Consider the following 24,218-nt stretch of genomic DNA (forward strand, 5'->3'; position numbering starts at 1 on the left):
AGGACGTGGATGCGAAGATCGAGGCGAAGATGAAGCAGGGCGCCAAGTAACCTGGGCAGCACAATGGGCGCCTGCCACAGGTGTCCGAACCTGGCCCGCGACGGATTTTTCGTCGCGGGCTTTCCTCTGTCTTACAAGGCGTAATCGATGTCCTCAGCCGCCGGCTCCTCCCGCATGAGTACCTCACGCAGCGCAGAACGCAGCACCCACCAGGGCCAACAGGCGCGCTTGCTGATCCCCGCGCTGCTGCTGTTCGTCTCCGGGGGCGCGGCACTCGTCTACCAGGTGCTGTGGGTCAAGCAGTTGTCGCTGGTGGTCGGGGTCGAAGTCTTCGCCGTGACCACGGCGATCAGTGCATTCTTCGCCGGCCTGGCTCTGGGTGGCCTGGCCTTCGGACGCTGGGCCGATCGCCTGCGGCGTCCGGTGCTCCTGTATGCGGGCCTCGAGTTGCTGGTGGCGATTCTCGGCGTCTGCGCCACCCTGGCCCTGTCGGCGTCCGCCGAACCCTTTGCGCGCCTGGAAGACCGCGTCGGCCTGCTGGCCTGGCTGCTGCCGTTCCTGCTGGTTGGCGTACCGGCCTTCTTCATGGGGGGCACGCTGCCGGTGCTGATGCGCGCCGTGCAGCCCGACGCTCAGCAGATGGGCCGCACCGGCGGGGGGCTGTACGCGGCCAATACCACCGGCGCCATCGCGGGAACCCTGCTGGCGGCCTTCCTGCTCCTGCCGACCCTCGGGGTCGTGGGCAGCGCCTGTGCCGCTGCCGCGTTCAACCTGCTGGCCGCGGCGGGGGCGCTGCTCGCCCAGCGCAGCGCCGTGGAGCCCGTTACCGCGCCCGCCGCGACTACCGGAAAGCGCAGCCCGGCGGCGCGCCTGGCAACCGCGTTGTACTGCCTCGCCGGCGGCGTCGCCCTGGGTTACGAAGTGGTGTGGACGCAGTCCATCGTGCAATTCATGAGCACCCGCACCTTCGCCTTCGCGGTGGTGCTGGCCACCTATCTGCTCGGCCTGGTGCTGGGCAGCGCGTTGTATGCCCGCCGGGCAGACCGCCTCCGCGACCCCTGGGGCGTGTTCGCGGTGCTGATCGCGGCGGCCGGCCTGCTTGCCATCCTGCAGATCGCCGGGCTCGGCCAGTGGCTGGTGGCGGCGCAGAGCGGCGTCGAAATGCTGGTGCTGAGCCTGGGCGGCAGCGAGCTGGCGGGGATGTCCGCACGCTTCGCGGTGGCCGCGCTGTGCGTGGTATTCCTGCCGACCACCCTGCTGGGTGCGGCGTTCCCCCTGGCGCTGCGCCTGTCGGTGGATCGCGAGCATGTCGGCCGCGATGTCGGGCTGGTGGTGGCGCTGAACACCCTGGGCGGCATTCTCGGCGTGGTGCTGACCGGCTTCCTGCTGGTGCCGGCGCTGGGCCTGGTGCGTACCCTGGCGATGCTCGCCATTCTCGCCGCCGCCATTGGCCTGCTGGCTGTCTGGCGCGGTAGCGGCGTAGGCAAGGGCGGGCGCATCGCGGTCATGGCGATAGCCCTCGCGACCCTGGCAACCGCGGTGCTGACGCCGCCAAGGCACCTGGCCGAGCTGCTGCCGGCGGCGCGCAACGGGCAGATCACTTACTACCAGGAAGGACGCGGCGGCACCGTCGCCGTGGTGGAGCAGGGCAAGGGCGACCGGCGCTTCAACCGCCTGTACATCCAGGGCGTATCCAATACCGGCGACGCCATGCCGTCGCTGCGCTACATGCGCCTGCAGGCGTTGCTGCCACTGCTGATCCACCGTGGCGAGCCGCGTTCCTCGCTGGTCATCGGCTTCGGCACCGGCATCACCGCCGGCGCCATGCTGCGCTACCGCGACCTGGAGCATCCGGTGGTGGCCGAGCTGCTGCCCGAGGTGCTGGCCGCCGCGCCGAACTTCCAGGGAACCTTCGGCGCAATCAACGACCCACGCCTGGAGATTCGCCTGCGCGATGGCCGCCGCGAGCTGCTGCGCAGCGACGAGCGCTACGACATGATCACCCTGGAACCGCCGCCCCCTTCGGCGGCCGGCGTGGTCAACCTGTACTCGCGGGACTTCTACCAACTGGCCGCCCGCCGCCTGCAGGAAAATGGCATCGTCGCCCAATGGTTGCCGCTGCCGACGCAGAACGATGAAGACAGCCGCTCGCTGGTGCGCAGCTTCATCGACGTCTTCCCCTACGCCTCGCTGTGGACCACCGAATTCCACGAGATGCTGCTGGTGGGCTCGCTGCAACCGCTGCAGCTCGATGTGCCGCGCATTCGCCAGCGCTTCGAACAGCCCGAGATCGCCGCAGCCCTGGGCGCCGTGGGGGTCGATTCGCCGCAAGCCCTGCTGGCCACCTGGATCACCGACCGCGATGGGCTTCTGCGCTACGCCGGCGACGCCCCGGCGGTGACCGACGACCAGCCGCGCATCGAGTACGCCCCCTGGGTGCGTTCACGGGAAATTACCCGTGTGCTGCCGACCCTGCTCGCGCTGCGCTCGCCGCCGCCCCTGGAAGCCGCCGAACCCTCGTTCCGTGGCGCGGTGGACGACGAGTGGCAAAGCCTGCGCCGCTTCTACGGCCTGAGCCTGCACGCCTACCGTGGCGAACGCGAGGCCTGGGCGCGGGACGTGCGGCAGATCGCCCGGGAAGAGGGCGATAACCCCTACTACCGCTGGTTCCTCGGCGGGCCCTGAGGGGAGCAGGCACCGGGCTTTTGAGCCCAGGTGCCTGGGTCAATCGCTCGGCCGTGGAAGCCGCGCAGCGCCACCAGCATCGGCAGTGAAAACAGCCAATTGTCGCCACCAACGGCGGTACCCATTGAAAGAGCGTTGCTCCTTGCCTGCATGGATTAGGGTGCGTCGTCCCGATCAGGCGCCCTTGAGGTAGTGACGGATACGGATGTCCACCCCCGGGGTCTGGAACTGGCGCGCATTCGCTTCGATCTTCAGCTCGCCGCGTGTGACCCGCTGGTGATGGCGCAGGTGCTCCAGCCAGGACTCGTCGACGAACAGCTCCAGCCAATGGCGCGGGTTCTCGCTGTCCTGCACCAGTTCCCAGGAGATCGCCCCGTTGCGCCGGCGCATGCCGCGCACCTCCTTCATCGCTGCCTGGAAGGCATCGGCCTTCGCCGGATCGATGTCGTACTCCAGGGTGACCCGCACCGGGCCGCGCTCCTGGTCCACGCCTTCGACGAGGATCGGCGCCGGCCAGTGCAGCGACGGCGCCAGGTCTTCCGCCTCGGTGACCGGCAAGCGGAAGCGCAGGCTGGCGAGCAGGCCCGCCAGCAGTACCACGCTGGCGCACAGCAGGGCGAGGGCGATCGAGGCACGACTGGCGACGAAGCCCCACAGGGTGCCGCCGGCGGCCATGCTGCCGAAGAACACCAGGATGTACACCGCCAGGGCCCGCGCCCGGACCCAGGCCGGCACCGAGGTCTGGGCCGCCACCTGAAGGCTGGAGAGCACGGCGATCCAGGCCGCGCCGCTGAGCAGCATCACCGGGACCAGCAGGTACAGGTTGCGCAGCAGTGCCAGCGCGATCAGCACCAGTGCATAGACGGCGCTGGAGAGCACCACCAGGCGGTCGCTGCCCAGCCGTTCGCGCAGCGCCGGCAGGAACGCGGCGCCGAGCACCGCGCCGACGCCGACGCTGCCCAGCAGCAGGCCGAAGTCCATGGCGCTGCCGTGCAGCTCGCCACGTACGATCAACGGCAGCAACGACATGCCGGCACTGGCGCCGAGGAAGAACGCCAGCGCGCGCACCAGCACCGCCTGCAGGGGCCGGGAACTGCGGCTATAGCGCCAGCCGGCGTGCAGTGCGCCCAGCAGCCGTTCGGCCGGCAGTACCGAGGGTTTGGTTTCGCGTTTCCAGGCCAGCAGCACGCCGATCACCGCGAAGAACGACAGCGCATTCAGGGCGAAGGTCAGCCAGGGGCCGACCAGGCTGACCAGCACGCCGGCGATGGCCGGGCCGACCGCCCGTGCCAGGTTGACGCCGACGCTGGACAGCGCCACCGCCGCCGGTAGTTCGCCCTTGTCTACCAGCTCTGGGGTCGTGGCGCTCCAGGCCGGCATCATCAGTGCGGTGCCGATGCCCATGCACAGGGTCAATCCCAGCAGTAGCCAGACCGTGGTCAGGCCGAGGAGGGTGAGCGCTGCCAGCAGGGTGGCGACCGCCGCCATCCACAGCTGCACACCCAGCAGGTAGCGGCGTTTGTCGACGATGTCGGCCAGGGCGCCGGCCGGCAGCGCCAGGAAGAACATCGGCAGGGAGCCGGCCACCTGCACCAGCGCCACGTTCAAGGGGCTGGCCGAAAGCGAGGTCATCAGCCAACCGGCACCGACTTCGTGCATCCAGGTACCGATGTTCGAGGCGATGCTGGCCAGCCATAGCCAGCGGAACGTGGCCTGGCGCAGCGGGCTCCAGGGGGACGAAGCGGTAGGGGTTTGGGACATGGTCAGCGCCAGGGTTTCGAAAGGAATTCGTGAGTCAGGTATAGGCGATCACCAGGAAGGCGCTTCAGGACAGCCACGCCGGCATCGCCCTCCCTTCGGAGAATTTGCCGCTCAGGGAGAAACCACCGGGCCCGGCGATGAGCAAGGTGACGAAGATGATCAGCAGCAGCCAGGCGAACTGCCCTTCGGCCACGCTCCATTCCGGATGCACGAACACCAGTGCCACCAGCAATACGCTGAGGATCGGCAGGCAGGCCAGGCGGGTCATCACGCCCAGCATGATCGGCAAGGGACAGAGGACTTCGGCGAAGATCGCCAGGCTGAGCGTTGGCACGGCCCCCAGGTGGAACGGGTCTTCGATGACGGTCAGCTCATGGCTGAAATTCAGCAGCTTGGGCAGGCCATGGACCCAGAGCAGGAGCAGGCAGCCGGATACGCGCAGGTACAGCAGCGCCCAGTCGGTCGAAGAGCGGGGCATGGCGTCACCTTCCAGATCTGTTGAGGAGTATTGAAGATGGTCCATGCGCCGCCGGGTGTCTTGTATCGATGTGCCGGATTGGCGAGTGGCGGGCCGCTACTCGCCGGATTCGGCGGCGCCCGGCCGATCAGCCATTACCCCACGCGCATCGCGGCGCACCGCCTGCGGGGGGACGCCGAAACCACGGATGAAGGCTTCGCGCATATGGCGGCGATCGCGGAAACCCGCCTCCCGTGCGACCACATCCAGGGAGTGACGGCTCTGTTCGATCATCAACCGGGCCGCCTCCAGGCGCAGTCCCTCGATGGCCTTGGCCGGGGATTGCCCGGTTTCGGCGGTGAACACCCGGGTGAACTGGCGTGGGCTCAGGTGCACGAAATCCGCCAATTCCTCGACGCTGAGCGGGCGGTTCAGGTGGTTGCGCGCGTAGTTCAGGGCGCTCTGGATGCGGTCCGACTTGGGCGAGAGGTCGAGCATTTCCGAGTGCTGTGACTGCCCGCCCGAGCGGTGCTGGTGCATCACCAGCTTGTGCGCCACCGAGCGGGCGACGTCCGCGCCAAGGTCCTTCTCCACCATGCCGACGGCGAGGTCGAGCCCGGCGGTCATGCCCGCCGAGGTCCAGATGGGACCGTCGACGATGTAGATGCGGTCGTCCTCGACGGTGATGTCCGGATGGCGCTTGTGCAGGGCCTGGGCGTAGGCCCAGTGGGTGGTCGCGCGGCGCCCGGCCAGCAGGCCCGCCTCGGCGAGGATGAAGCCGCCGGTGCAGATGCCGACGGTGCGCCGTGCCTGGCTGCCAGCCCGGCGCACGAAGTCGAGCACGGCGGTAGGCGTCTCGCTGGTGACGGGATCGTTGACCCCGACCACTATCCAGGTATCGGCCAGCCCTGGCGCCTGCACGGGGCGGGTTTCCAGGGCAAGCCCCAGGGAGGAACGCACCAGGCCGCCGGCCGGGGAGAAGTTCTCGACGCTGTAGAACGGCTCCCCGGCAACCAGGTTGGCAAATTCGAAGACCGTCTGGGTGGCCAGGGAGAGCACCTGGAAGCCGTCGGTCAGCAGATAGCCGATACGATGCATGGTCGATACTCCGATGTCCTGAATCACTACCTTATACGTCATTTAAGATATCACCAAACCGTCGCATCCTGATCTCCAGTACCACCCAACCTGGAGAACCGACATGACTCAGTCCCATCCCGGCACCGCCCTGATCACCGGCGCTTCCTCCGGCATCGGCGCCATCTATGCCGAGCGCCTGGCCCGCCGTGGCCATGACCTGATCCTGGTCGCCCGCAATCGCGGCCGCCTGAATGCACTGGCCCAACGCCTGAGCGACGAAACCGGCCGTTCCGTCGAGGTGGTGGTCGCCGACCTGGCCGACCGCGCCGACCTGGCGCGGGTCGAAGAGCTGCTCAGGACCGACGCCAGCATCACCCTGCTGGTGAACAACGCCGGCGTCGGCGCGACCCGGCCGCTGCTGGAATCCAATGTGGACAAGCTGGAAGAGCTGCTTACGCTCAACGTGAACGTGCTGACGCGCCTGACCTATGCGGCCGTTCCGGGCTTCGTCGCCCGGGGCGGCGGCACGCTGATCAACATCGCCTCGATCGTCGCCATCGCCCCGGAGGTGCTGAACGGCGTATATGGCGGCTCCAAGGCGTTCGTCCTGGCGTTCAGCCAATCCCTGCGCCACGAACTGGCGGACCAGAACGTCAGGGTCCAGGTGGTGCTGCCCGGCGCCACCGCCACCGATTTCTGGGGCGTGGCGGGAACCCCGCTGGAGTACCTGCCCGAGGCCATCGTGATGAAGGCGGAAGACATGGTGGATGCGGCGCTGTCCGGGCTCGACCAGGGCGAATTCGCCACCATTCCGGCCCTGCCGGAAATCGCCGACCTGAACGCCTACGAGGCGGCGCGGCAGAAGCTGATGCCTAATCTGTCGCTGAGTACGCCCGCCGCACGCTATCGCAATTGATGTCGCGATAGCAGACATTGGAGTACAAGGGATGCGGGCCTACTTAACGCAGGCCCGCATTCTTTCGTGCCCGCCAAAGAGCGGGATGCCAGGAGCAGGTCGGATATCCGACCCTCCGTCGAGATCGTGCGAGGTAGTCATGCACATCGCCATTTTGACCTTCGAAGGGTTCAACGAACTGGACTCCCTGATCGCGTTCAACCTGCTCAATCGCGTGAAGCGCCCGGACTGGCGGGTATCCATCGCCAGCCCCGAACGCACGGTGCGCTCGATGAACGGGCTGGCGCTGGAGGCGCAGGTCACCCTGGAGGACGCCTGCCAGGCGGATGCGGTGCTGGTGGGCAGCGGAGTCAATACGCGTGACGTGGTGGCGACGCCCGAACTGATGTCGCGGCTCCGGTTCGACCCGGAGCGGCAACTGCTGGGTGCGCAATGCTCGGGGACACTCATCCTCGCCAGACTCGGCCTGCTGGACGGCGTTCCCGCCTGCACCGACCTGGTCACCAAACCCTGGGTGGAGGAAGCGGGCATCGCCGTGATCAATCAGCCATTCACCGCGAAGGGCAATGTCGCGACGGCTGGCGGGTGCTTGTCCTCGCAGTACCTGGCGGCCTGGTTCATCGCTCGCCTGGCGGATGTCGAGGCCGCGCGGGGCGTGTTGTTCCATGCCGCGCCGGTGGGGGAGAAGGAGCTCTACGTCAGCCGTGCCCTGGAGAACATCGCACCCTTCCTGCGATGACGGAGGATGGGCGCTGGGCGGGCGCCAGGCATGGCAAGACTGCACCTGCCCAAGGAAGTATTTTGCTTCCCCTGCAATGCCGCTAAGGTGGCGACAGTTGTACCGCCACCGGAGCCTCCAGCGAAATGACCGCCGTTTCCGCCCCGATACGAGAATTGCGCCTGGCCAACGGCCTGCGCGTCGTGCTCGTGCATGCGCCGGATTCGCCGAAGGCCGCCGCCCTGGCGAGGGTCGCGGCGGGGAGTCATGACGAGCCGGAGGATTTTCCGGGGCTCGCGCACTTTCTCGAACACCTGCTGTTTCTCGATAGCGCGAATCATCGTTCGGCGCAGCGGCTGATGCCCTGGGTGCAGGGGCGCGGCGGGCGGTTGAATGCCAGCACCCAGGCGCGCACCACCGACTATTTCTTCGAAGTGGCGGCCGCCGATCTTGGCGCCGGGCTGGTGCGTCTCGTCGACATGCTGGCCCTGCCGTTGCTCGACCAGGCCGCGCAGTTGAGCGAGCGCGAAGTTCTGGAGGCCGAGTACATCGCCCGCTCGGCGGATGCCGGCACCTTGATTGATGCCGCCTTGGCCGCCGGCGTCGCCAAGGATCATCCGCTACGGCGCTTCGTGGCTGGTCGGCGCGCCAGCCTGCCGGTGGAGAGCGAGGCTTTCCAGCGGGCCCTGGTCCACTTCCATCGCGTGCACTACCAACCCGGCAATCTGGAGCTATGGCTTCAGGGGCCGCAGCCGCTGGACGAACTGCAGGCACTGGCCGAGCGGGATTGCCTGGGCTGGCCGGCGCAACCCACGACGGAGCGGAAAGCCGCGCCGCCGTTGCTACCGTTGACCCAGGACTCGCTGGCCTTGCGACTGCCCGGAGCCCCGCGCCTGGTGCTGGCGTTCGTGCTGGATGGCCTGGATGCCTGCGCCGAGCAGGCCCTTGAGAATCTGGGCGAGCGCCTTGGCGACGACTCGCCCGGCAGTCTGTTGGCCTGGCTGGGTGAGCGCGGGGTGGCGGATGAGGTCAACCTGCGAGTCGTCTATCGCGGCAAGGGGCAGACGCTGCTGGCGGTGACGTTCGAGCTGGCGGAGGTCGGCGCTGCCGCCCTGGTGGAGGCTGCCTTTCTCGACTGGTTGCGGGCCCTGGGCGACTGCGCCGCGCAGGTGCTGGCGACCAGTCCGGGGGACTTGCAGCAACTGCCAGCGCTGGAACAACTGCGCCTGCGCGTGCGTGGCCTGCCGGCCGCACCGGCCACTGGCTGGTTGGAAGGGCTCGCCAAGGCGCCCATGATCCGCCTGCTGGTCGGGCCGGATGTGCAGGGGCGGCCGGTCGAGGTCGCGGGCTTCCCACTACTGCTCGACCGGATGACGCTGCAAACCGTTGTTCTGGAGTCACACTCCTGGCGCTTCCCCGCGCCTTCGCCGGCCAGCACGGCAGAGGCGGGTGCGCTGCACCTGCGCTGGCGTTTCCCGGCGCGCCCTTGCCGCAGCCACGTCCTCTCCATGCGCCTGGCTTTGCGCCCGCTCGCCGGTCAGGCGCGGTGGCGCGGTGTGGCCTTGAAGCTGGAGGACGAGGGTGGCGACTGGGCCCTCTCGGCAAGCGGGCCGGTCGACCGGCTGGGCGAGTCCATGGTCGGGGCGCTGCAGGTGCTGCAACAGCCGTCAGCCGCCGTGCTGGAGCAGGGCGAGCGCCTGCTTCAACGTGAGCGCCAGCGTCAGGCCGCCGAGTTGCCGATCCGCCAGTTGCTCGCCGCATTGCCCTCGTCCCTGGCGGGAGACGCTACGGCATCTCCCGACTGGCCGGCTGCCCGCTGGGATCTGCTGGAGCAGCACACGGTGCTTCCGGCAAACGCCGCCGTGCCCGGCGTGCGGGCCACCGAGCCGCTGCTTCCGCCGGCGCTGCCCGGCGGGTTGCACTGGCAGCGCTGGGCGGGCGAGGGCGAGGCGGCCCTGCTGCTGTTCTGCCCCGTGCCCGGACGGGACGCCACCAGTGAGTCCCGCTGGCGGTTGCTTGCCCGTGTACTGGAGCCCGGCTTCCACCAGCGCATGCGCGGTGAACTCAACCTGGGCTATGCACTGTACTGCGGTTTCCGTCAGGTTGCCGGCTGGCGCGGCGTGCTGTTTGCCGTGCAATCGCCCCACGCAGGCCCTGACGAGTTGCTGCAGCATCTGCAGGACTTCCTCGACACTGCGTTGCTGGACGGCACTTCCGAACAGCACCTGCAGGACCTGGCCGCCACCCTGGTCGGCCCCGGCGACGCCTGGCAGGACCATCTGGCCGGCGTTGCCGACGATCACCGCGCACGCCTGATCGACGCCGCGCGCCACCTGACCCGCGCCGACCTCAAGGCCGCCCATGCCGAGCTGCTGGCCGCCAGCGGCGGCTGGTGGCTGCTCGCCAACCGCGCCTGACATCCCTCCTTTCAGCACTTCCGGGGCCCGCGCCTTGGAGGCTTTTCTGCGACTTTTGTCCGGCTCCGCAAGGACTGCGTCCCAGGTGCCGTTCCGTACCCGACCAAGGTGCCGATACCTGCGCGACCAAGGTCGCCGGTCCGGCGTCGGGAGTGCTCCATGGCCTTGCGCAGCAGTCCCCGCGCCCCGGCCAAGGCAGCAGCGAACCGCGCCGAAGGCAGCGTATGGGCGGTTCCGCCGCGTTTCGATAATCGCCTCCGCCACGACTGAACCTCAGTCGTCCCACCCACGCGGAGCGCGTCATGAACAAGAACAACACCGCCATTCGCCGTTTCCTGCCCCTGTCCCTGGTCTCCTTAGGGGCGTTGGGTTTCCTGCAGGCGGCCGTCGCCGACATCAAGCTGTACGACAAGGACGACACCACCTTTTCCACCGACGGCTACTTCAACGCCTTCTACGTCAACAGCGACGTGGACCGTAATGGCGAGACCTTCGACCGCCGCCAGTCGCGGGTGAAGATGGGCTTCCTGCCCAACTACATCGGTTTCAACTTCGGCAAGAAGGTCGACGACCTGACCCTGACCGGGCGCTCCTCGTTCTGGGTAACCATCAACGACAGCGAGCAGGACGGTACCGACACCGCCATCGACGTGCGGCAGTTCTACGGCAACGTCGCCGGCGACTGGGGCGAGGTGCTGATCGGCAAGGACTTCGGCCTGTTCTCGCGCTCCAACATCTTCCTCGACGAACTGCTCGCCGGCTTCGGCAACGCCAGCGACACCCTCGGCCTGGTGGACGGCAAGGGCGTGTCCTTCGGCAACATCGGTACCGGCTACCCATACCCGTTCCCGACCTCGCAGATCACCTACCGCAACAACAACCTGGCGGACGGCCTGCGCGTGGCGGTCGGCATCATGGACCCGATCGACACCAACCAGATCGACAAGGACGCCAGTGACGGCCTGGACGACAAGGCCTACCAGGACAACCCACGCTACGAGAGCGAGGTGAGCTACCAGTTCGACCTGGCCGGCGCGCAGATCTACAGCTGGGTCAACGGCGCCTACCAGACCTCGAAGAACACCAACGACCAAGTCGACGACGTCACCTCAAAGGGCCTGGGCTATGGCATCCAGGCGAAGATGGGCGGCGTTTCGCTGACCGGCTCGGGCTTCACCGCCAAGGGCATCAACCCGTTCTTCACCAACAACGCCGGCGAAGCCGCGCTGCGTGAAGTGGACAGCAACGGCATGCTGCTGCAGGGCTCCTACACCTGGGGCAAGAACCGCATGGCGTTGTCCTTTGGCGAGACCCGCGACGACGGCAACGGCCTGGGCACTGCCGCCGACTACTCGACCAAGGGCATCGCCTACTTCCGCACCATCAACGACAACCTGAAGCTGGTGGCCGAGTACAACGTCTACGAGATCGACGGCCGCAAGGGCTCCACCGTCAGCGAGGACACCGATACCTTCGCCGTGGGCGCGGTGCTCAACTGGTAACTTCCCCAAAAACTCCTTTGGCTCCATTTCGGCGGGTCGACCCTCGGGTTGCCCGCCTTTTTTCTTCATCTCAAGGAAGGTTTTCCATGATCGGACTGTGGAGCGCCCATGCGCAGAGTTACCTGCTGGTTCTTTCCATCGCCACGACCCTGGTGTTCGCACTGCCCATCTTCCTCATGCCGCTGCTGTGGGCGCGGGTGATGCAGTGGACGGTGCCGGAGCAGACGGACCTGGCAGTGTATTTCGGGCGTTGCCTGGGGGCCTTCATCCTGATCGTCGAAGGGCTGATGCTGCGTGCGGCGCTGACGGGGGAGGCGCTGGTGACGACCTTCGAGGTGCTGGCGGCGGTGGCATTGTTCATGGTGGTTGTTCACGTCTACGGGGCGATGCGACGGATTCAGCCATGGACGGAGACGGTGGAGACGGGGTTCTATGCGGGGATGTTGGGGGTGACGTTGATGTTTTGGCCGGTGAGTTGACGTCGGCCTTGTCGGCGGTTCGCGGGCATGGCTCGCTACAGGCAGGCTCCGGTGTATCAGATTTCGTAGGAGCGGACTTTGTCCGCGATGTTTTTTGTCTTGTTCTGTGGTTCTGCGCCGCTTCGGAGTGTTCGGATGTCTTTTGTTTCGCCCCCTCGGGCGAGTCACTTTCTCAAACGACAGAAAGTAACCAAAGGTCTTTGCCCCATCATCCGGGTCCCGCTTCGCGGGACTCCCCTCGCTCCATCGAAGTTTCAGGGGCACGCGTCGACGGGCCATCCATGGCCCAACGACGCTCTCGCGGCATCCATGCCGCTCAACCCCTGAAACTCCGATTCCACTCGGCCTCCTGAAGGGGCGCTCCGGAGTGTGCGGATGCTGCTCTGGAAACCGCTTTTCTGTAGGAGCGAGCTTGCTCGCGAACTGCTCAACGCTGATGCGGCCGGGTAATTCTGTTCGCGAGCAAGCTCGCTCCTACGAAAAGCAATCTGGCACGAAGCAGCCAAAGTCGCAGGCGCGCGCAGAGTCCCGTCAGGAGGCCGAGTGGAGGTATTGCGCAGAGGGGCGAGCGGCATGGATGCCGCGAGAGGCGTAGAGGGCCAGGGATGGCCCTTGTACGCCGACCCTCGGAGCGATACCGGAAGGAGGGAAGTCTGAGCGAAGCGAAGACCCGGATGCCGGGACGAGCCCTTTTGGTTCCTTTTGTGAGGGCGGCTATCCGACGTTTGACAAAAGGGGCTCGCCCGAGGGGGCGAAACAAAAAGTCCCAGCACACACCGAAGCGGCGCAGAAACACCCAAACAAAACGAAAGGCATCGCGGACGGAGTCCGCTCCTACGGTGAGGGTATCCCACTACTTTCGGAGGTGCCCACCACGCCCCAAGTAGCATGGGTCGCACCCCGACCGCTTCGTAGAATGCCAACGTCGATATCCTGACCAGGCGCACGCCATGCACGAAACACAAGGAGTCGTTCGCGGCATGTCCAGTGCCCGCAACGTCGAGGAGGTCGCCCAGGATCTGGCGCGGCAGCTGATCCACCCCAACCTCGGCTTCGTGCTGTTCTTCTGCTCCGCCGAATACGACTTGCCGGCGCTGGCCGCCGCGCTGGAGCAGTATTTCGGCGGCATCGACCTGACCGGCTGCACCACCGCCGGGGAGATCACCCCGCAAGGCTATGGCCGTGGCTGCGTCACCGCCGTGGGATTCGACCTGCGCAGCTTCGCCATCTCCTGTGCGCTGGTGGACGAGATGGAGCGTTTCAGCCTGATCGACGCCCAGCAGATGGTCGAGTCGCTGGTGGCCGACTGCCGCAGCGCGGGCCTTGCGCCGATCAAGGACCACAGCTTCGCCCTGACCCTGCTGGATGGCCTCTCCAGCCGCGAGGAAGTGGTGCTCGCCGCTCTCAGCGCGGCGCTGGGCGCCATCCCGCATTTCGGTGGCTCGGCCGGCGACGACAACCGCCTGACCCACACCCACGTCTACTACCAGGGCCAGTTCCACACCGGCGCGGCCGTGGTGGTGCTGTTCAACACCTGGCTGGATTTCGAGGTATTCACCACCCACCACGTGCTGCCCCGCGAGGAGAAACTGGTGGTCACCTGCGCCGACAGCGAAACCCGCCGGGTGCTGGAGCTCAATGCCGAGCCCGCCGCGCTGGAGTACGCGCGACTGGTCGGGCTGCCACTGGAACAGCTCGATTTCGCCCTGTTCCCCAGCCATCCGCTGGCTGTGCGGGTGCGCGACCAGTACTACGTGCGCTCGATCCAGCAGATCAACGATGACCTCAGCCTGACCTTCTACTGCGCGGTGGAGAACGGCATCGTCCTCACCGCCATGCGCACCGGGCCGCTGCTGCCGGGGCTGCAGGCGCAGTTCCGGCGCCTGCATCAACGCCTCGGCCCGCCACTCCTGACCATCGGCTGCGACTGCTTCCTGCGCCGCCTGGAGCTGGAAGTGGCCGGCGATACCGAGGACACCGCCGAGTTTCTCCGAAGCCAGCAGGTGATCGGCTTCAACACCTACGGAGAGCAATTCAATGGCATGCACATCAACCAGACCTTCACCGGTGTCGCCATTGGCCGTCCAAGGGGCAACGGCGGACACTGAACTGCAGGCGCGCATCGACGAGCTGGAGCGCGAAAACCGCAAGCTGCAGCGGATCAACGCGGCGCTGATCGAGCGGGTGGAATCGGCCACCTCGCGCGGCGACAACGCCTATGGCGCCTTCCAGCACTCCGTGGTGCTGGCCGAGCAGGTGCGCGAGCGTACCGACGCGCTGAGCGAGGCGATGGTGGAGCTGAAGTCCAGCAACCAGCTGCTCAGCGATGCGCGCCTGCGGGCCGAGACCGCGCACCAGCACCTGCTGGATGCCATCGAAAGCATTTCCGACGCCTTCGTACTGTTCGACCCGCAGCAGCGCATCGTCCTCTACAACGAACGCTTCCGCGCCTTCTGGGCACAGACCCGCGCCCGCGTCGGTGCCGGCACGCGACTGGCAGAGGTACGTCGGCTGGCGCAGAGCAGCGGGCTGATCGTCGAGGAGCAGCGCAGCAGCGACGATGAACACACCCTCTACCGCCTGCGCAACGACCGCTGGGTGCGCGTCACCGAGCGGCCGACCCGCGACGGCGGGCTGGTGGTGCTCTACAGCGACATCACCGAGATCAAGCAGAACGAGATGGCCCGCCGCGAACAGGCGGTGGCGCAGAAGTCGCACCTGTTGCAGCGCGCCGTCGACAACCTGTCCCAGGGCGTGGCCATGGTCGGCGCCGATGGCGCGCTGGAACTGTGGAACCGGCGCTTCCTGGAACTCTGCGGACTGGCGCCGATCGAGGCGCACAGGCCGTTCGCCGAGGTCATGGCCGACAGCGAACTGCCCCTGCTGACCCCGCGCAGCCGCCCGCGCAGGGGCGAGGCGGAAGGGGTGATCGAGCAGCGCCTGTTCGATGGACGGATGCTGGAAATCCGTACCCACGCGCTGCCCACCGGTGGCTTCGTCAACACCTTCACCGACATCACCGAGCGCTACCGCAACGCCGAGGCGCTGCGCGAGAGCGAGCGCTGGATACGCCTGATCACCGACCAGGTACCGGCGCTGATCGCCTACCTGAGCGCCGAGCTCAACTACGAATTCACCAACAAGGTCTACGAGGAATGGTACCGCTGGCCGAGCGGCTCGATGCTCGGGCGCAACCTGCGCGACGTGCACAGCGAGGACCACTGCCAGCGCCTGGAGCCGTACTTCGAGCGCGCGCTGTCGGGCGAGAGCGTGACCTTCGAGATTGCCGAGACCAATCTCTCCGGGCAGGAGCGCTACATGCAGCGCTCCTACGTGCCCAACCGCCAGGCCGACGGCACGGTGAGCGGGCTGTTCGTGCTGATCCGCGACATCACCGAGCGCCGCCGCACCGCCGAGGCGCTGCACCAGGCCTACCAGAACCTCGAACAGCGGGTGCGCGAGCGCACCGCCGAGCTGACCAGCCTGAACGACCAGCTCAAGCGCGAGATCGACGAACGCAGCCAGGTCGAGGCGCGCCTGCGCGAGGCCAAGCGCGAGGCGGAGCAGGCCAACCTGTCGAAAACCAAGTTCCTCGCCGCCGTCAGCCACGACCTGCTGCAACCGCTGAACGCGGCACGGCTGTTCACCAGTGCCCTGCAGGAACGCAGCGGCGAAGCCCTGGTGCGCAACATCAGCCAGTCGCTGGAGGACGTGGAGAACCTGCTCGGCACCCTGGTGGAAATCTCCAAGCTGGACGCCGGGGTGATCAAGCCTGACATCGCTTCGTTCGATGTCGGCGAGTTGCTCGAAAACCTCGCCGCCGAATACCGCCAGGTGGCGGCTAGCGAGGGGCTGGCGCTGGACTTCGTGCCCTGTGGCGCGCCGGTCCGCAGCGACATGCAGCTGCTGGCGCGCATCCTGCGCAATCTGCTGACCAACGCCATTCGCTATACGCCCTCTGGCCGTGTGCTGCTGGGCTGCCGGCGCCGCCGGCACAGCCTGTGGATCGAGGTCTGGGACACCGGCGTGGGCATCGCCGTGGACAAGCTCGGCGAGATATTCCAGGAGTTCAAGCGCGGCGACGTGCAGCGCTTGAACCAGGACCGTGGGCTGGGGCTGGGCTTGGCTATCGTCGAGAAGATCGCGCGGATGCTCGGCCATCGCATCCAGGTGGAGTCGGTGCCCGGCAAGGGCTCGCGCTTCGCCATCGAAGTCCCCCTGGCACGCCGCGTGGCACGCGTCGCAGCCGAGCCGGAATGCACGGCCGACGACCTGGTGCAGCGCCTGCGCGGCTCGCGGGTGTGGGTGCTGGATAACGACGCCTCGATCTGCGCCGGCATGCGCACGCTGCTGGAAACCTGGGGCTGCCGCGTCGTCACCGCGTTGTCGGAAGAAGACCTGGCGCGCCAGGTGGACAACTTCCACGCCGAATCCGACCTGCTGATCGTCGACTACCACCTGGATGACGGCTTGAACGGCGTCGACGCGATCGCCTCGATCAATGCCCGGCGCGGCTCGCCGCTACCGGCGCTGATGATCACCGCCAACTATAGCAACGAGCTCAAGCAGCAGGTCCGCGAGCTGGGCCACATGCTGATGCACAAGCCAGTCAGGCCGATGAAGCTGAAGACCGCACTCTGCCACCTGCTGGACCGCACCGACTGAGCAGCGCGACACCCGGCCGCAAGCGGCTGGCGAACATTCCGATGTTCGCCAGCCGTTTCGTTTGTGGGGGGATGCTTTACGCGGTCTGGAGCCTCAGCGGCGCAGGTAGGCGGAAAAGTCGATGTCGCTGGCGCTGAGGATGGCCTGCACGCGGTTGTGCACCTTGAGCTTGTGCAGGATCGCCGAGACGTGGGCCTTCACCGTGGTCTCGGCGATCTCCAGGTTGTAGGCGATCTGCTTGTTCGACTCGCCCTTGGTCATCCGCTCCAGCACCAGGAGTTGCTTTCGGGTCAGCGCCTGCAGCAGTTCCGACGGGATGCCGTGCTCCTCGTGGTTGCTGCGTCGCGGCGAGCTCTGCTGGGTGCGGATGATGTCCGAGGGCAGGTAGACGTTGCCGTTGAGGATCTGCTCGATGGCTTCGGTCATCTGCACCCGTGGCGAAGACTTGGTGATGAACCCCACGGCGCCGTAGGTGATGGCTTGCAGCACCACCTGCTTGTCCTGCTCGGCGGAGACGATCACCACAGGAATGGTCGGCGCCTCGTTGCGCAGGTTCATCAGGCCGTTCAGGCCATGCATGCCGGGCATGTTCAGATCGAGCAGGATCAGGTCGAGATCGTCGTGTTCCTGGGTCAGGCCCAGGGCGCTGTCGAGGTCGGCGGTCTCCATCACTTCGCTGCCGGGAAAACCTTCGGCGATGACGTTGTGGATGGCCTCGCGGAACAGCGGGTGATCGTCCGCGATCAGGATCTTGTACATGGCCTACACCTCGTTGTTGTCGTTATGGGTGGCGAGCGGCTTGCGGTCGCAGGCTACTTCAGGTGTCACGGAAGGGGTTGCGGTTGGGCATCCTGCAGGGGCAGTCCTGCCTGTTCCCAGGCGTCGATACCGTCACGGTACCAGTAGAGACTGGAGTAGCCCAGCGCATGCGCCCGGCGGATGGCGTTCCAGCTCAGCCAGCAGTCGGAACGGCAGTAGAACACCAGCGCTCGCCTTGCGTCGCCCTCGGTCAGTCGGGCGAGATTGTCGGCGAAGTAGGCCTGCCACTGCGGCTCCAGCACACCGTTGCCGGTATTGGCCAGCCACAGGCTGCCGGGCAGGTTACGGTGTTTTTCGTCCTCGACGAACTGGCCGTTGAGGAAGGTTCGGCGGTAGACGTCCACCAGCCTGGTCCGTGGCTCGCGCTTGAGCAGTGCCTGCAGGGCAGGGGTGTCGAGGGTGGTGGCGTGCTCGACGGACGGCGGTGTCGGGCTGCGGTACTGGGTCAGGCGGTAGCCGTCGGCGGAAAACAGCGGCGCGTCGTCGGCCTGCGCGGTCGGGAGCGCGAGGGCCAGGCTGAGCAGGCACGCGGACAGGCAGCCGCTCACATGGCCATTCAGGGCAGTGGCAAGGCGAGGCATGGCGGTATCTCTAATCGTTCTTTTTGTAGTGGCCATTACATGCCACCTGTGCGGCTTTGGAAATTCGACGTCAGGAGGGGCGAACCAGTACCAAAGTAGTAGGTTTCACCCCTTGCGCAGCGCCGCGTGTTGCGGGTTGAAGGTCAGCACGGCGAGGCCGGCGAAGAGCAGCGTCAGGCCCAGGCAGACGCCAGTGGCCAGCAGGTTGAATCGCTCGTAGAGGGCGAAGCGCACCAGCTCCACGGCGTGGCTGAACGGGTTCAGCGCGCACAGCCAGTACAGCCACTGGCTGGCCTCGCGCATCTTCCACAGCGGGTAGAGCGCCGAGGAGAGGAAGAACAACGGGAAGATGACGAAGTTCATCACCCCGGCGAAGTTCTCCAGCTGGCGGATGCCATTGGACAGCAACAGCCCCAGCGCGCCCAGCAGCAGGGCGGCGAGCAGCAGCGCCGGCAGCGCCAGCAGCAAGCCCATGGCGGGCGGCTGCACGCCATAGAGCCAGGCGATGAGCAGGAAAGCATAGACCTGCAACAGCGACACCAGGGCGGTGGCCAGCAGCTTGCTCGCCAGCAGGAAGGCCCGCGGCAGCGGGCTGGTGAGCAGCACGCGCATGCTGCCCATCTCGCGGTCGTAGACCATCGACAGTGAGCCCTGCATGCCATTGAACAGCAGGATCATGCAGCACAGCCCCGGCACTATGTAGGTCTCGTAGGTGACGTAGGTGTCATACGGCTCGATGATCGAGATGCCCAGCGCGGCGCGGAAACCGGCGGCGAACACCAGCAGCCAGAGCAGCGGCCTCACCAGCGCGCTGAGGAAGCGCGAGCGCTGCAGGACGAAGCGCAGCCATTCGCGCACGACGATGCCGTGCAGGCACTGCCAGTAGGCGGCGGGGCCGAAGCGCGGGTTCTCCAGGGCGCTCATGCGCAGGCCTCCAGGCGGGTCAGGCGGTCGAAAGTGCGTTCCAGGTTGCCTGCGTCCGGCGCGCAGATGTCGCGAGCTTCGCCACGGGCAACGAGGCGGCCGCGATCGAGCACCAGCAGTGCGTCCTCGGCGCGCACTTCATCCAGCAGATGGGTAGTCCAGAGCACCGCCAGGCCATCTTCCCGGCACAGCCGGCGCACGTGTTCGTTGAGCGCCTGGCGTGCCGCCGGGTCGAGACCGACGCTGGCTTCGTCAAGCAGCAGCAGGCGCGGGCGGTGCAGCAGGGCGCGGGCGATTTCCACCCGGCGGCGGTGCCCGCCATTGAGGGCGCGGACCTTGTCGCGCCGGCGCTCCTGCAATTGCTGGCGGGCCAGCTCGGCGTCGATCCGCTCGTTCGCCACGCTGCGCGGCAGGCCGTGCAGGGCGGCGTGGTAGCGCAGGTTCTGCTCCACGCTCAGGTCCAGGTCCAGGGTGCTCTGCTGGAACACCACGCCCAGTTCGCGCAGTGCCAGGCGCGGCTGGCGGCGCAGGCTGCAGCCGAGCACCTCGATCTCGCCCTGTTGCAGGTCGTAGAGACGGGTGAGCAGGGCCACGAGGGTGGACTTGCCGGCGCCGTTGGGGCCCAGCAGTGCGGTGAATCGACCGGCGGGCAGCTCGAAGTCCAGGCCGTCGAGGGCGCGGCGCGGGCCATAGGCGAAACTGAGGTCTCGAACGGTCAGCGCGTTCATGGCGTCACCACCACGCCCCAGGGATAGCGGCCGACCTTGATGGACTTGGTGACCTTGCGCGAGGCCACGTCGATCACCGACACATCGCCGCTGACGCCATTGGTGGCCAGCAAGGTCTTCTCATCCGGGGTGAACGCCAGGTGCCATACGCGACGCCCCACCAGCAGGTAGTCGAGCACCTCGAAGGTCTTGGCATCGACCACCGCCACATGGTTGGCCGGGCCAAGGGCAACGAAGGCGGTCTTGCCGTCGTCGGTCAACTTCACGCCCACCGGCTGCACCTTGTCCGGGTGCACGCCCTGGATGGCGAAGCGCAGGGTCTTGAGGATCTTGCGGCTGGCGGTGTCCACCACACTGACGGTGCCGCCGATCTCCGCCGAGACCCAGACCTGCGAGCCGTCGTGGGTGAACTCGGCGTGGCGCGGACGCTGGTCCACCAGGGTGCTGTCCACCAGTTTCTGCGTCGAGCTGTCGATCCAGTGCAGCATGTTGGTGGTTTCGCTGGTGTTCACCGCCCACTTGCCGTCCGGGCTCACCGCCATACCTTCGGGTTCGACGCCGACGTCGATCTGCCCGAGCACCTGGGCGGTCTGGGTGTCCACCACGGTCACCAGCGCATCGTCCTCGTTGGAGATGTACAGCCAGCGGTCGTTGGGGTGCAGCGCGAACTGCTCCGGGTCGGCGCCCGAGGGTAGCTGCCTGATGATCTTGCGGGTGGCCAGGTCCAGCACCTGCACGGTGTCGGAATCGCTCGCGCAGATGTACAGCAGCTTGTTGTCGTGGGACAGCGCCAGGCCGCGCGGGCGCTTGCCGGTGTCGATGGTGCCGGTGACCGTCATCGTGTCGAGGTCGATGACGCTAAGGTTGTTGTCCTTCTCGTTGGACACGTAGGCGGTGGCGGCGATGGCCGGTGGCGTCTGGTAGAGCGCGGCGCCCAGGCAGGCCAGGGCCAGCAGGCGGGGCAGGGCGGGGCAGGGCATGGCGGCGGTCCTCATGGGCGGTCTTCTTATGGCTGGGCGTCGGCGAGGTGGCACTGGCTTTCCGGTGCGTCGAGGCCGAGGCTGTCGAGTTCGCTGGCGGGGTGCAGGAAGCCTTCCTGGGGCGAGGTGCTGACCAGGGCGCGCGGTTGCACCAGCGGGATCGGCTGGCGCAGCTGACCGTCCCAGGGGCGAAAGCCGAGCTTGTAGCCCTTGAAGCCGTCCAGCGGCAGGTCGGGGGAGAGCGACAGCTTGCGGATCGCCATGGGATCGGCATCGCGCAGGCGAGTGACCGCGCTGGCGATGCTGCGCACGGCAATCCAGGCGGCGAAGTCGCGGTCGTTCATCCAGCGCCCGGCGTGCTCCTCGAAGCGCTTCTGCAACTGCGCGGCGCCGTAGGTTTCCACGGTCTTGTGCCAGCCTGTGGCGACCAGCCCCTGGGTGCCGGCCACCGGGCGCGGCAGCCAGGTGTTGTAGGGCACGTATTCGCCGAAGTCGCCGTGTTCGTCAGCCACCAGCACGGCGTCGTAGTCGTCGCCGGACTGGGTGAACAGCGCCATGTCGGCCTGGGCGCTGCGGCGCTGGTCGTTGGCGAAGGTGAAGGGTTTCTCCTCGACTATCTTTGCGCCGAAGCGCTTGGCCGAGCGGCGCAGGGCGTTGGCGTAGGCGGCGTCTTCCGGGCGTTGGCCGACGATCAGCAGCCAGCGCGTCCACTTGCGCAGCACCAGGAACTGGGTGAGGGCGTCGGTCAGCATCAGCCGGCTGGGCAGGGTGTGCAGCACGTTCGGCGCGCACCGGCTGGCGCGCAGCTCGTCATCGGCGGCGCCGGCGTTGAACAGCACGCTGTCCGGCAGCGCGGCGGCCAGTTGGCGCAGGGTTTCGGCCGGGGCGTTGACCACGAACAAGCGCAGCCCGGCGTCGTGCAGGCGCCTGGCTTCGGCGAGCAGCTTTTCCGGCGTATCGGTGCTGGCGGCTTCCAGGCTGTAGCGATGCTTGAGGAAGCGCCCGGTGCTGTTGCTGTCGGTGATCGCCAGCTCCGCGCCGCGCAGGCCTGCGTCGGTGGGCTCGGGGATGACGTTGGAGAGCAGTGGGCCGGGGTCGGGCGTGTAGCCCAGGTAGCCGATGCGGATCTCCAGGGCAGGCGCTTCCTCGGCGCGGACGCCGAGACTGAGCGTTGCGGCGCAGGCCAGCGCGAGCAGGTAGGCCACACCGTGCAGGATGAACTGGCGCATGGGCGATTCCTTTTTCGATGCGGCTTGTTGTTGTGCGGCCAGCATAGGAATCGCCCGGGGCGCGGCAAATATGCAGAAAGTACCGTTGAGGCAGTACCAAGGTAGTAGGTTGCGCGCCGCGCCCGCGACCTAGGATGGCCCGACAAGAACCAAGAAGAGAAAGGTCGCCATGCGTATCGCCGTCACGCTCGTCCTGCCGATCCTGTTGATGCTCAGCCTGCTCGGCTTCGATTTCCTCTATGCCCGCAACAGCTATCCCAGCCCAGTCGAGCGGCATGCTCCGTTGGGGTGTGCCGACAACTGTCGCGGTGCGCCTTAGCCGCGGGCGCGGAAAAGCATCGCGGATCAATGCGCTCCTACTAGATATATCTGCGCTCGGGTTGGCCCTCACCCTAGCCCTGGCTGCGCGCCCCGCTCAGAGGGAGAGGGGACCGTTCGGCGCAGCATGAAACCTTGGCGTCAGTCGGCTCGGACTGCTCCCTCTCCCTGAGGGAGAGGGCTGGGGTGAGGGGGATGCATCGGCACGGACTCCCCCACAAGAAGACAGTTGCTCCTACGAGATCAAGAGCCCGCCTCGCCCGCACGCGGGAGAAGGGATCGCAGGCACCGACTCTCCTGGAGCGTAGGGCGTATAACGCTCCGCGTTATACGCCGTTTGACCTGGGTTCGAGGGCGCTCCGGGCTTAACCCCGGAGTCTGCTGGATGGCGAGGCGTATCGGCGTACAACCGCGAACGGTTGTACGCCCTACGGTCGCGAAGACAATCGCTCCTCTTCAGCCCCTGGCCTCCCGCCGCCCTAGTACGAAGGGAGTAGGCGGCATCACCCAAAGCAGGATTCGGCCCACGGGCAAGCGTTCTTACCATCGTCATCACGGTCGCCGCTCCGGGCACCGAGCCTTGCCAAGCATCTCGATGAGAGGATGAAGTGATGAACAACAAGAACGTGCTGTGCGGCCTGCTGTTGCTGGCTGGCCTGGGTACCTCGGGTCTGGCCCTGTCCCACGGCAATGTGACGCCCCAGGCGGTGGATACCACGGGGCTGGAACCTCTGGGCAAGGAATGGCGCGACACCAACCCCTATCGCGAACCCTACGCCAACCACGCCAAGGCAGTGGAAATCGGCGCTTCGGCCTACAACCAGAACTGTGCCCGCTGCCACGGCCTGGAAGCCAAGTCCGGCGGCATCGCCCCCGACCTGCGCAAGCTCGACGTCGGCGCCGAGGGTGACGAGTGGTTCAAGGAGCGGGTGATCAACGGCGCGGTGCGCGATGGCGCCGTGTACATGCCGAAGATGGCCGACTACATCAGCCAGGAAGGGCTCTGGGCCATCCGCACCTACCTGGACAGCGTGCACGTGGAAGAGTGACCGCCATGCGCCTGCCCAGCCTGCTGCCCCGGCTAATTCTGAGCCTGGTCCTGTGCCTGCTGCTGGGACAGGCGCAGGCCGGGGTCCGCCCCTACGAGGACATGGTCGCCAGCGGCGTGCTGCGGGTGGCCGTGTACGAGAACTTCCCGCCCTACAGCTTCATGCAGGGCGGGCAGCCGCGCGGCATCGACATCGACCTGGCGACGCGCCTGGCCAGCGGATTGGGCATGCGCGCGGAATTCCTCTGGGTCACCCCGGGGGAGCGCCTGGACGACGACCTGCGCAACTTCATCTGGAAGGGGCATTACCTGCGCCCCGGCGTGGTTGCCGACGTCATGCTGCGGGTGCCCTACGACCGCGAATACGCCAACCGGCGCAACGATGTCGGCGAATTCGCCAACGAACAGGTGGTGATGTTCGGCCCCTACCAGCGCGAGCGCTGGCAGGTGGTCAACGACGACCGCCGGCTGCCGAAGGTGGACACCATCGCGGCCTTCCGTGAACACCCCATCGGCGTCGAACTGGACAGCGTGCCGTCCTTCTACCTGACCTCGGTGCTGGGCGGCCAGCTCAGCCGCATGACGGTGCATTTCCCGAGCACCCAGGCGGCTTTCGACGGCATGCGCGCGGGCAAGGTGGACGCGGTGATGGCCCTTCGCGGCGAACTGGACTGGATGCGCGCCCAGGCCGCCGATTTACACCTGAAGAATGCCGAGAACACCTACCCCAACCTCGGCCAGCCCGAGTGGGACATCGGCATGGCGGTGCACGAGAGCAATCGTCAGCTCTCCAACGCCCTGGACGGCGAGCTGGAGGAGCTGGTGCGCAGCGGCGAGATGGAAAAGCTCTACGCGGCCTACGGCGTGCGCTACGAACTGCCGGGGCTCTATCAGGACGTGCAGTGAGGGAA

At 67.0% G+C, this 24,218-nt stretch carries 20 protein-coding genes; 11 read left to right on the forward strand and 9 right to left on the reverse strand.

Going from position 1 to position 24,218, the window contains the following annotated elements; genetic code table 11:
* The first annotated feature begins 174 nt into the window (after window positions 1-174).
* Window positions 175-2,685, forward strand: coding sequence for a fused MFS/spermidine synthase (locus ACNFBT_RS26545; protein ID WP_416753741.1), 2,511 nt, complete (start codon window positions 175-177; stop codon window positions 2,683-2,685).
* A 174-nt stretch (window positions 2,686-2,859) separates the two neighbouring features.
* On the opposite strand, the gene ACNFBT_RS26550 is transcribed toward ACNFBT_RS26545, so the two are convergent.
* From ACNFBT_RS26550 to ACNFBT_RS26560, 3 genes are all read right to left on the reverse strand, one after another.
* On the reverse strand, window positions 2,860-4,446 hold the full coding sequence (locus ACNFBT_RS26550) for an MFS transporter (RefSeq protein WP_416753743.1): 1,587 nt from the start codon (window positions 4,444-4,446) through the stop codon (window positions 2,860-2,862).
* Between the two features lie 64 nt (window positions 4,447-4,510).
* On the reverse strand, window positions 4,511-4,924 hold the full coding sequence (locus tag ACNFBT_RS26555; RefSeq protein WP_416753745.1) for a DoxX family protein: 414 nt from the start codon (window positions 4,922-4,924) through the stop codon (window positions 4,511-4,513).
* Window positions 4,925-5,020: 96 nt separating this feature from the next.
* The gene (locus tag ACNFBT_RS26560; RefSeq protein ID WP_416753747.1) at window positions 5,021-6,001 is read right to left on the reverse strand and encodes a GlxA family transcriptional regulator; all 981 of its coding nucleotides are present in this window, start codon (window positions 5,999-6,001) and stop codon (window positions 5,021-5,023) included.
* Between the two features lie 103 nt (window positions 6,002-6,104).
* On the opposite strand from ACNFBT_RS26560, the gene ACNFBT_RS26565 reads away from it, so the two are divergent.
* From ACNFBT_RS26565 to nahK, 7 genes are all read left to right on the forward strand, one after another.
* Complete coding sequence (locus ACNFBT_RS26565; protein ID WP_416753749.1) at window positions 6,105-6,899, forward strand: SDR family NAD(P)-dependent oxidoreductase; 795 nt, start codon at window positions 6,105-6,107, stop codon at window positions 6,897-6,899.
* A 139-nt stretch (window positions 6,900-7,038) separates the two neighbouring features.
* Entirely contained in the window at window positions 7,039-7,638 is a 600-nt protein-coding gene (locus ACNFBT_RS26570) for a DJ-1/PfpI family protein (protein ID WP_416753751.1), read from the forward strand.
* Window positions 7,639-7,763: 125 nt separating this feature from the next.
* The gene (gene pqqF / locus ACNFBT_RS26575) at window positions 7,764-10,034 is read left to right on the forward strand and encodes a pyrroloquinoline quinone biosynthesis protein PqqF (protein ID WP_416753753.1); all 2,271 of its coding nucleotides are present in this window, start codon (window positions 7,764-7,766) and stop codon (window positions 10,032-10,034) included.
* 302 nt (window positions 10,035-10,336) lie between these two features.
* Window positions 10,337-11,536 carry a porin gene (locus ACNFBT_RS26580; protein ID WP_416753755.1) on the forward strand — a complete coding sequence of 400 codons (1,200 nt, stop codon included), beginning with the start codon at window positions 10,337-10,339 and terminating at the stop codon, window positions 11,534-11,536.
* Between the two features lie 86 nt (window positions 11,537-11,622).
* Complete coding sequence (locus ACNFBT_RS26585) at window positions 11,623-12,015, forward strand: hypothetical protein (RefSeq protein WP_416753756.1); 393 nt, start codon at window positions 11,623-11,625, stop codon at window positions 12,013-12,015.
* Between the two features lie 950 nt (window positions 12,016-12,965).
* Window positions 12,966-14,123, forward strand: a complete 1,158-nt coding sequence (nosP, locus tag ACNFBT_RS26590; RefSeq protein WP_416753758.1) for a nitric oxide-sensing protein NosP — start codon at window positions 12,966-12,968, stop codon at window positions 14,121-14,123.
* Window positions 14,053-16,680 (forward strand): hybrid sensor histidine kinase/response regulator NahK/ErcS', encoded by a 2,628-nt coding sequence (gene nahK, locus ACNFBT_RS26595; protein WP_416753760.1) that lies wholly within the window; start codon window positions 14,053-14,055, stop codon window positions 16,678-16,680. Before nosP ends, nahK begins: the two co-directional genes overlap by 71 nt.
* Before the next feature lie 93 nt (window positions 16,681-16,773).
* On the opposite strand, the gene agmR is transcribed toward nahK, so the two are convergent.
* The 6 genes from agmR to ACNFBT_RS26625 form a co-directional block, all read right to left on the reverse strand.
* Complete coding sequence (agmR, locus tag ACNFBT_RS26600; RefSeq protein WP_275611813.1) at window positions 16,774-17,439, reverse strand: response regulator AgmR; 666 nt, start codon at window positions 17,437-17,439, stop codon at window positions 16,774-16,776.
* 65 nt (window positions 17,440-17,504) lie between these two features.
* A complete protein-coding gene (locus ACNFBT_RS26605; protein WP_416753761.1) occupies window positions 17,505-18,080 on the reverse strand; it encodes a PQQ-dependent catabolism-associated CXXCW motif protein in 576 nt (191 codons plus the stop codon).
* A gap of 105 nt (window positions 18,081-18,185) precedes the next feature.
* Window positions 18,186-19,004, reverse strand: coding sequence for an ABC transporter permease (locus ACNFBT_RS26610; RefSeq protein WP_416753763.1), 819 nt, complete (start codon window positions 19,002-19,004; stop codon window positions 18,186-18,188).
* Entirely contained in the window at window positions 19,001-19,732 is a 732-nt protein-coding gene (locus tag ACNFBT_RS26615; RefSeq protein ID WP_416753764.1) for an ABC transporter ATP-binding protein, read from the reverse strand. The genes ACNFBT_RS26610 and ACNFBT_RS26615 overlap by 4 nt, the downstream gene beginning before the upstream one ends.
* Window positions 19,729-20,742, reverse strand: a complete 1,014-nt coding sequence (locus ACNFBT_RS26620) for a YVTN family beta-propeller repeat protein (protein ID WP_416753790.1) — start codon at window positions 20,740-20,742, stop codon at window positions 19,729-19,731. Before ACNFBT_RS26620 ends, ACNFBT_RS26615 begins: the two co-directional genes overlap by 4 nt.
* Window positions 20,739-21,941 (reverse strand): ABC transporter substrate-binding protein, encoded by a 1,203-nt coding sequence (locus ACNFBT_RS26625; protein WP_416753765.1) that lies wholly within the window; start codon window positions 21,939-21,941, stop codon window positions 20,739-20,741. Before ACNFBT_RS26625 ends, ACNFBT_RS26620 begins: the two co-directional genes overlap by 4 nt.
* 169 nt (window positions 21,942-22,110) lie before the next feature.
* Here ACNFBT_RS26625 and ACNFBT_RS26630 point away from each other — a divergent pair, with 169 nt between their 5' ends.
* From ACNFBT_RS26630 to ACNFBT_RS26640, 3 genes are all read left to right on the forward strand, one after another.
* Window positions 22,111-22,260: a hypothetical protein gene (locus tag ACNFBT_RS26630; RefSeq protein ID WP_416753767.1), complete on the forward strand. Its 150-nt coding sequence runs from the start codon at window positions 22,111-22,113 to the stop codon at window positions 22,258-22,260.
* A 610-nt stretch (window positions 22,261-22,870) separates the two neighbouring features.
* On the forward strand, window positions 22,871-23,308 hold the full coding sequence (gene pedF / locus ACNFBT_RS26635; protein WP_371227749.1) for a cytochrome c-550 PedF: 438 nt from the start codon (window positions 22,871-22,873) through the stop codon (window positions 23,306-23,308).
* Window positions 23,309-23,313: 5 nt separating this feature from the next.
* Window positions 23,314-24,213, forward strand: a complete 900-nt coding sequence (locus tag ACNFBT_RS26640) for a substrate-binding periplasmic protein (protein ID WP_416753768.1) — start codon at window positions 23,314-23,316, stop codon at window positions 24,211-24,213.
* The last annotated feature ends 5 nt before the right edge of the window (window positions 24,214-24,218 follow it).

Source organism: Pseudomonas sp. NY15181 (assembly GCF_048068055.1).
Classification (GTDB): Bacteria; Pseudomonadota; Gammaproteobacteria; order Pseudomonadales; family Pseudomonadaceae; genus Pseudomonas.

Excerpts from the sequence above, each read along its gene's own strand:
- ACNFBT_RS26545 (WP_416753741.1), top strand. The coding sequence starts at position 175 with ATGAGTACCTCACGCAGCGCAGAACGCAGCACCCACCAGGGCCAACAG.
- ACNFBT_RS26550 (WP_416753743.1), bottom strand. The coding sequence starts at position 4,446 with ATGTCCCAAACCCCTACCGCTTCGTCCCCCTGGAGCCCGCTGCGCCAG.
- ACNFBT_RS26555 (WP_416753745.1), bottom strand. The coding sequence starts at position 4,924 with ATGCCCCGCTCTTCGACCGACTGGGCGCTGCTGTACCTGCGCGTATCC.
- ACNFBT_RS26560 (WP_416753747.1), bottom strand. The coding sequence starts at position 6,001 with ATGCATCGTATCGGCTATCTGCTGACCGACGGCTTCCAGGTGCTCTCC.
- ACNFBT_RS26565 (WP_416753749.1), top strand. The coding sequence starts at position 6,105 with ATGACTCAGTCCCATCCCGGCACCGCCCTGATCACCGGCGCTTCCTCC.
- ACNFBT_RS26570 (WP_416753751.1), top strand. The coding sequence starts at position 7,039 with ATGCACATCGCCATTTTGACCTTCGAAGGGTTCAACGAACTGGACTCC.
- pqqF (WP_416753753.1), top strand. The coding sequence starts at position 7,764 with ATGACCGCCGTTTCCGCCCCGATACGAGAATTGCGCCTGGCCAACGGC.
- ACNFBT_RS26580 (WP_416753755.1), top strand. The coding sequence starts at position 10,337 with ATGAACAAGAACAACACCGCCATTCGCCGTTTCCTGCCCCTGTCCCTG.
- ACNFBT_RS26585 (WP_416753756.1), top strand. The coding sequence starts at position 11,623 with ATGATCGGACTGTGGAGCGCCCATGCGCAGAGTTACCTGCTGGTTCTT.
- nosP (WP_416753758.1), top strand. The coding sequence starts at position 12,966 with ATGCACGAAACACAAGGAGTCGTTCGCGGCATGTCCAGTGCCCGCAAC.
- nahK (WP_416753760.1), top strand. The coding sequence starts at position 14,053 with ATGGCATGCACATCAACCAGACCTTCACCGGTGTCGCCATTGGCCGTC.
- agmR (WP_275611813.1), bottom strand. The coding sequence starts at position 17,439 with ATGTACAAGATCCTGATCGCGGACGATCACCCGCTGTTCCGCGAGGCC.
- ACNFBT_RS26605 (WP_416753761.1), bottom strand. The coding sequence starts at position 18,080 with ATGCCTCGCCTTGCCACTGCCCTGAATGGCCATGTGAGCGGCTGCCTG.
- ACNFBT_RS26610 (WP_416753763.1), bottom strand. The coding sequence starts at position 19,004 with ATGAGCGCCCTGGAGAACCCGCGCTTCGGCCCCGCCGCCTACTGGCAG.
- ACNFBT_RS26615 (WP_416753764.1), bottom strand. The coding sequence starts at position 19,732 with ATGAACGCGCTGACCGTTCGAGACCTCAGTTTCGCCTATGGCCCGCGC.
- ACNFBT_RS26625 (WP_416753765.1), bottom strand. The coding sequence starts at position 21,941 with ATGCGCCAGTTCATCCTGCACGGTGTGGCCTACCTGCTCGCGCTGGCC.
- ACNFBT_RS26630 (WP_416753767.1), top strand. The coding sequence starts at position 22,111 with ATGCGTATCGCCGTCACGCTCGTCCTGCCGATCCTGTTGATGCTCAGC.
- pedF (WP_371227749.1), top strand. The coding sequence starts at position 22,871 with ATGAACAACAAGAACGTGCTGTGCGGCCTGCTGTTGCTGGCTGGCCTG.
- ACNFBT_RS26640 (WP_416753768.1), top strand. The coding sequence starts at position 23,314 with ATGCGCCTGCCCAGCCTGCTGCCCCGGCTAATTCTGAGCCTGGTCCTG.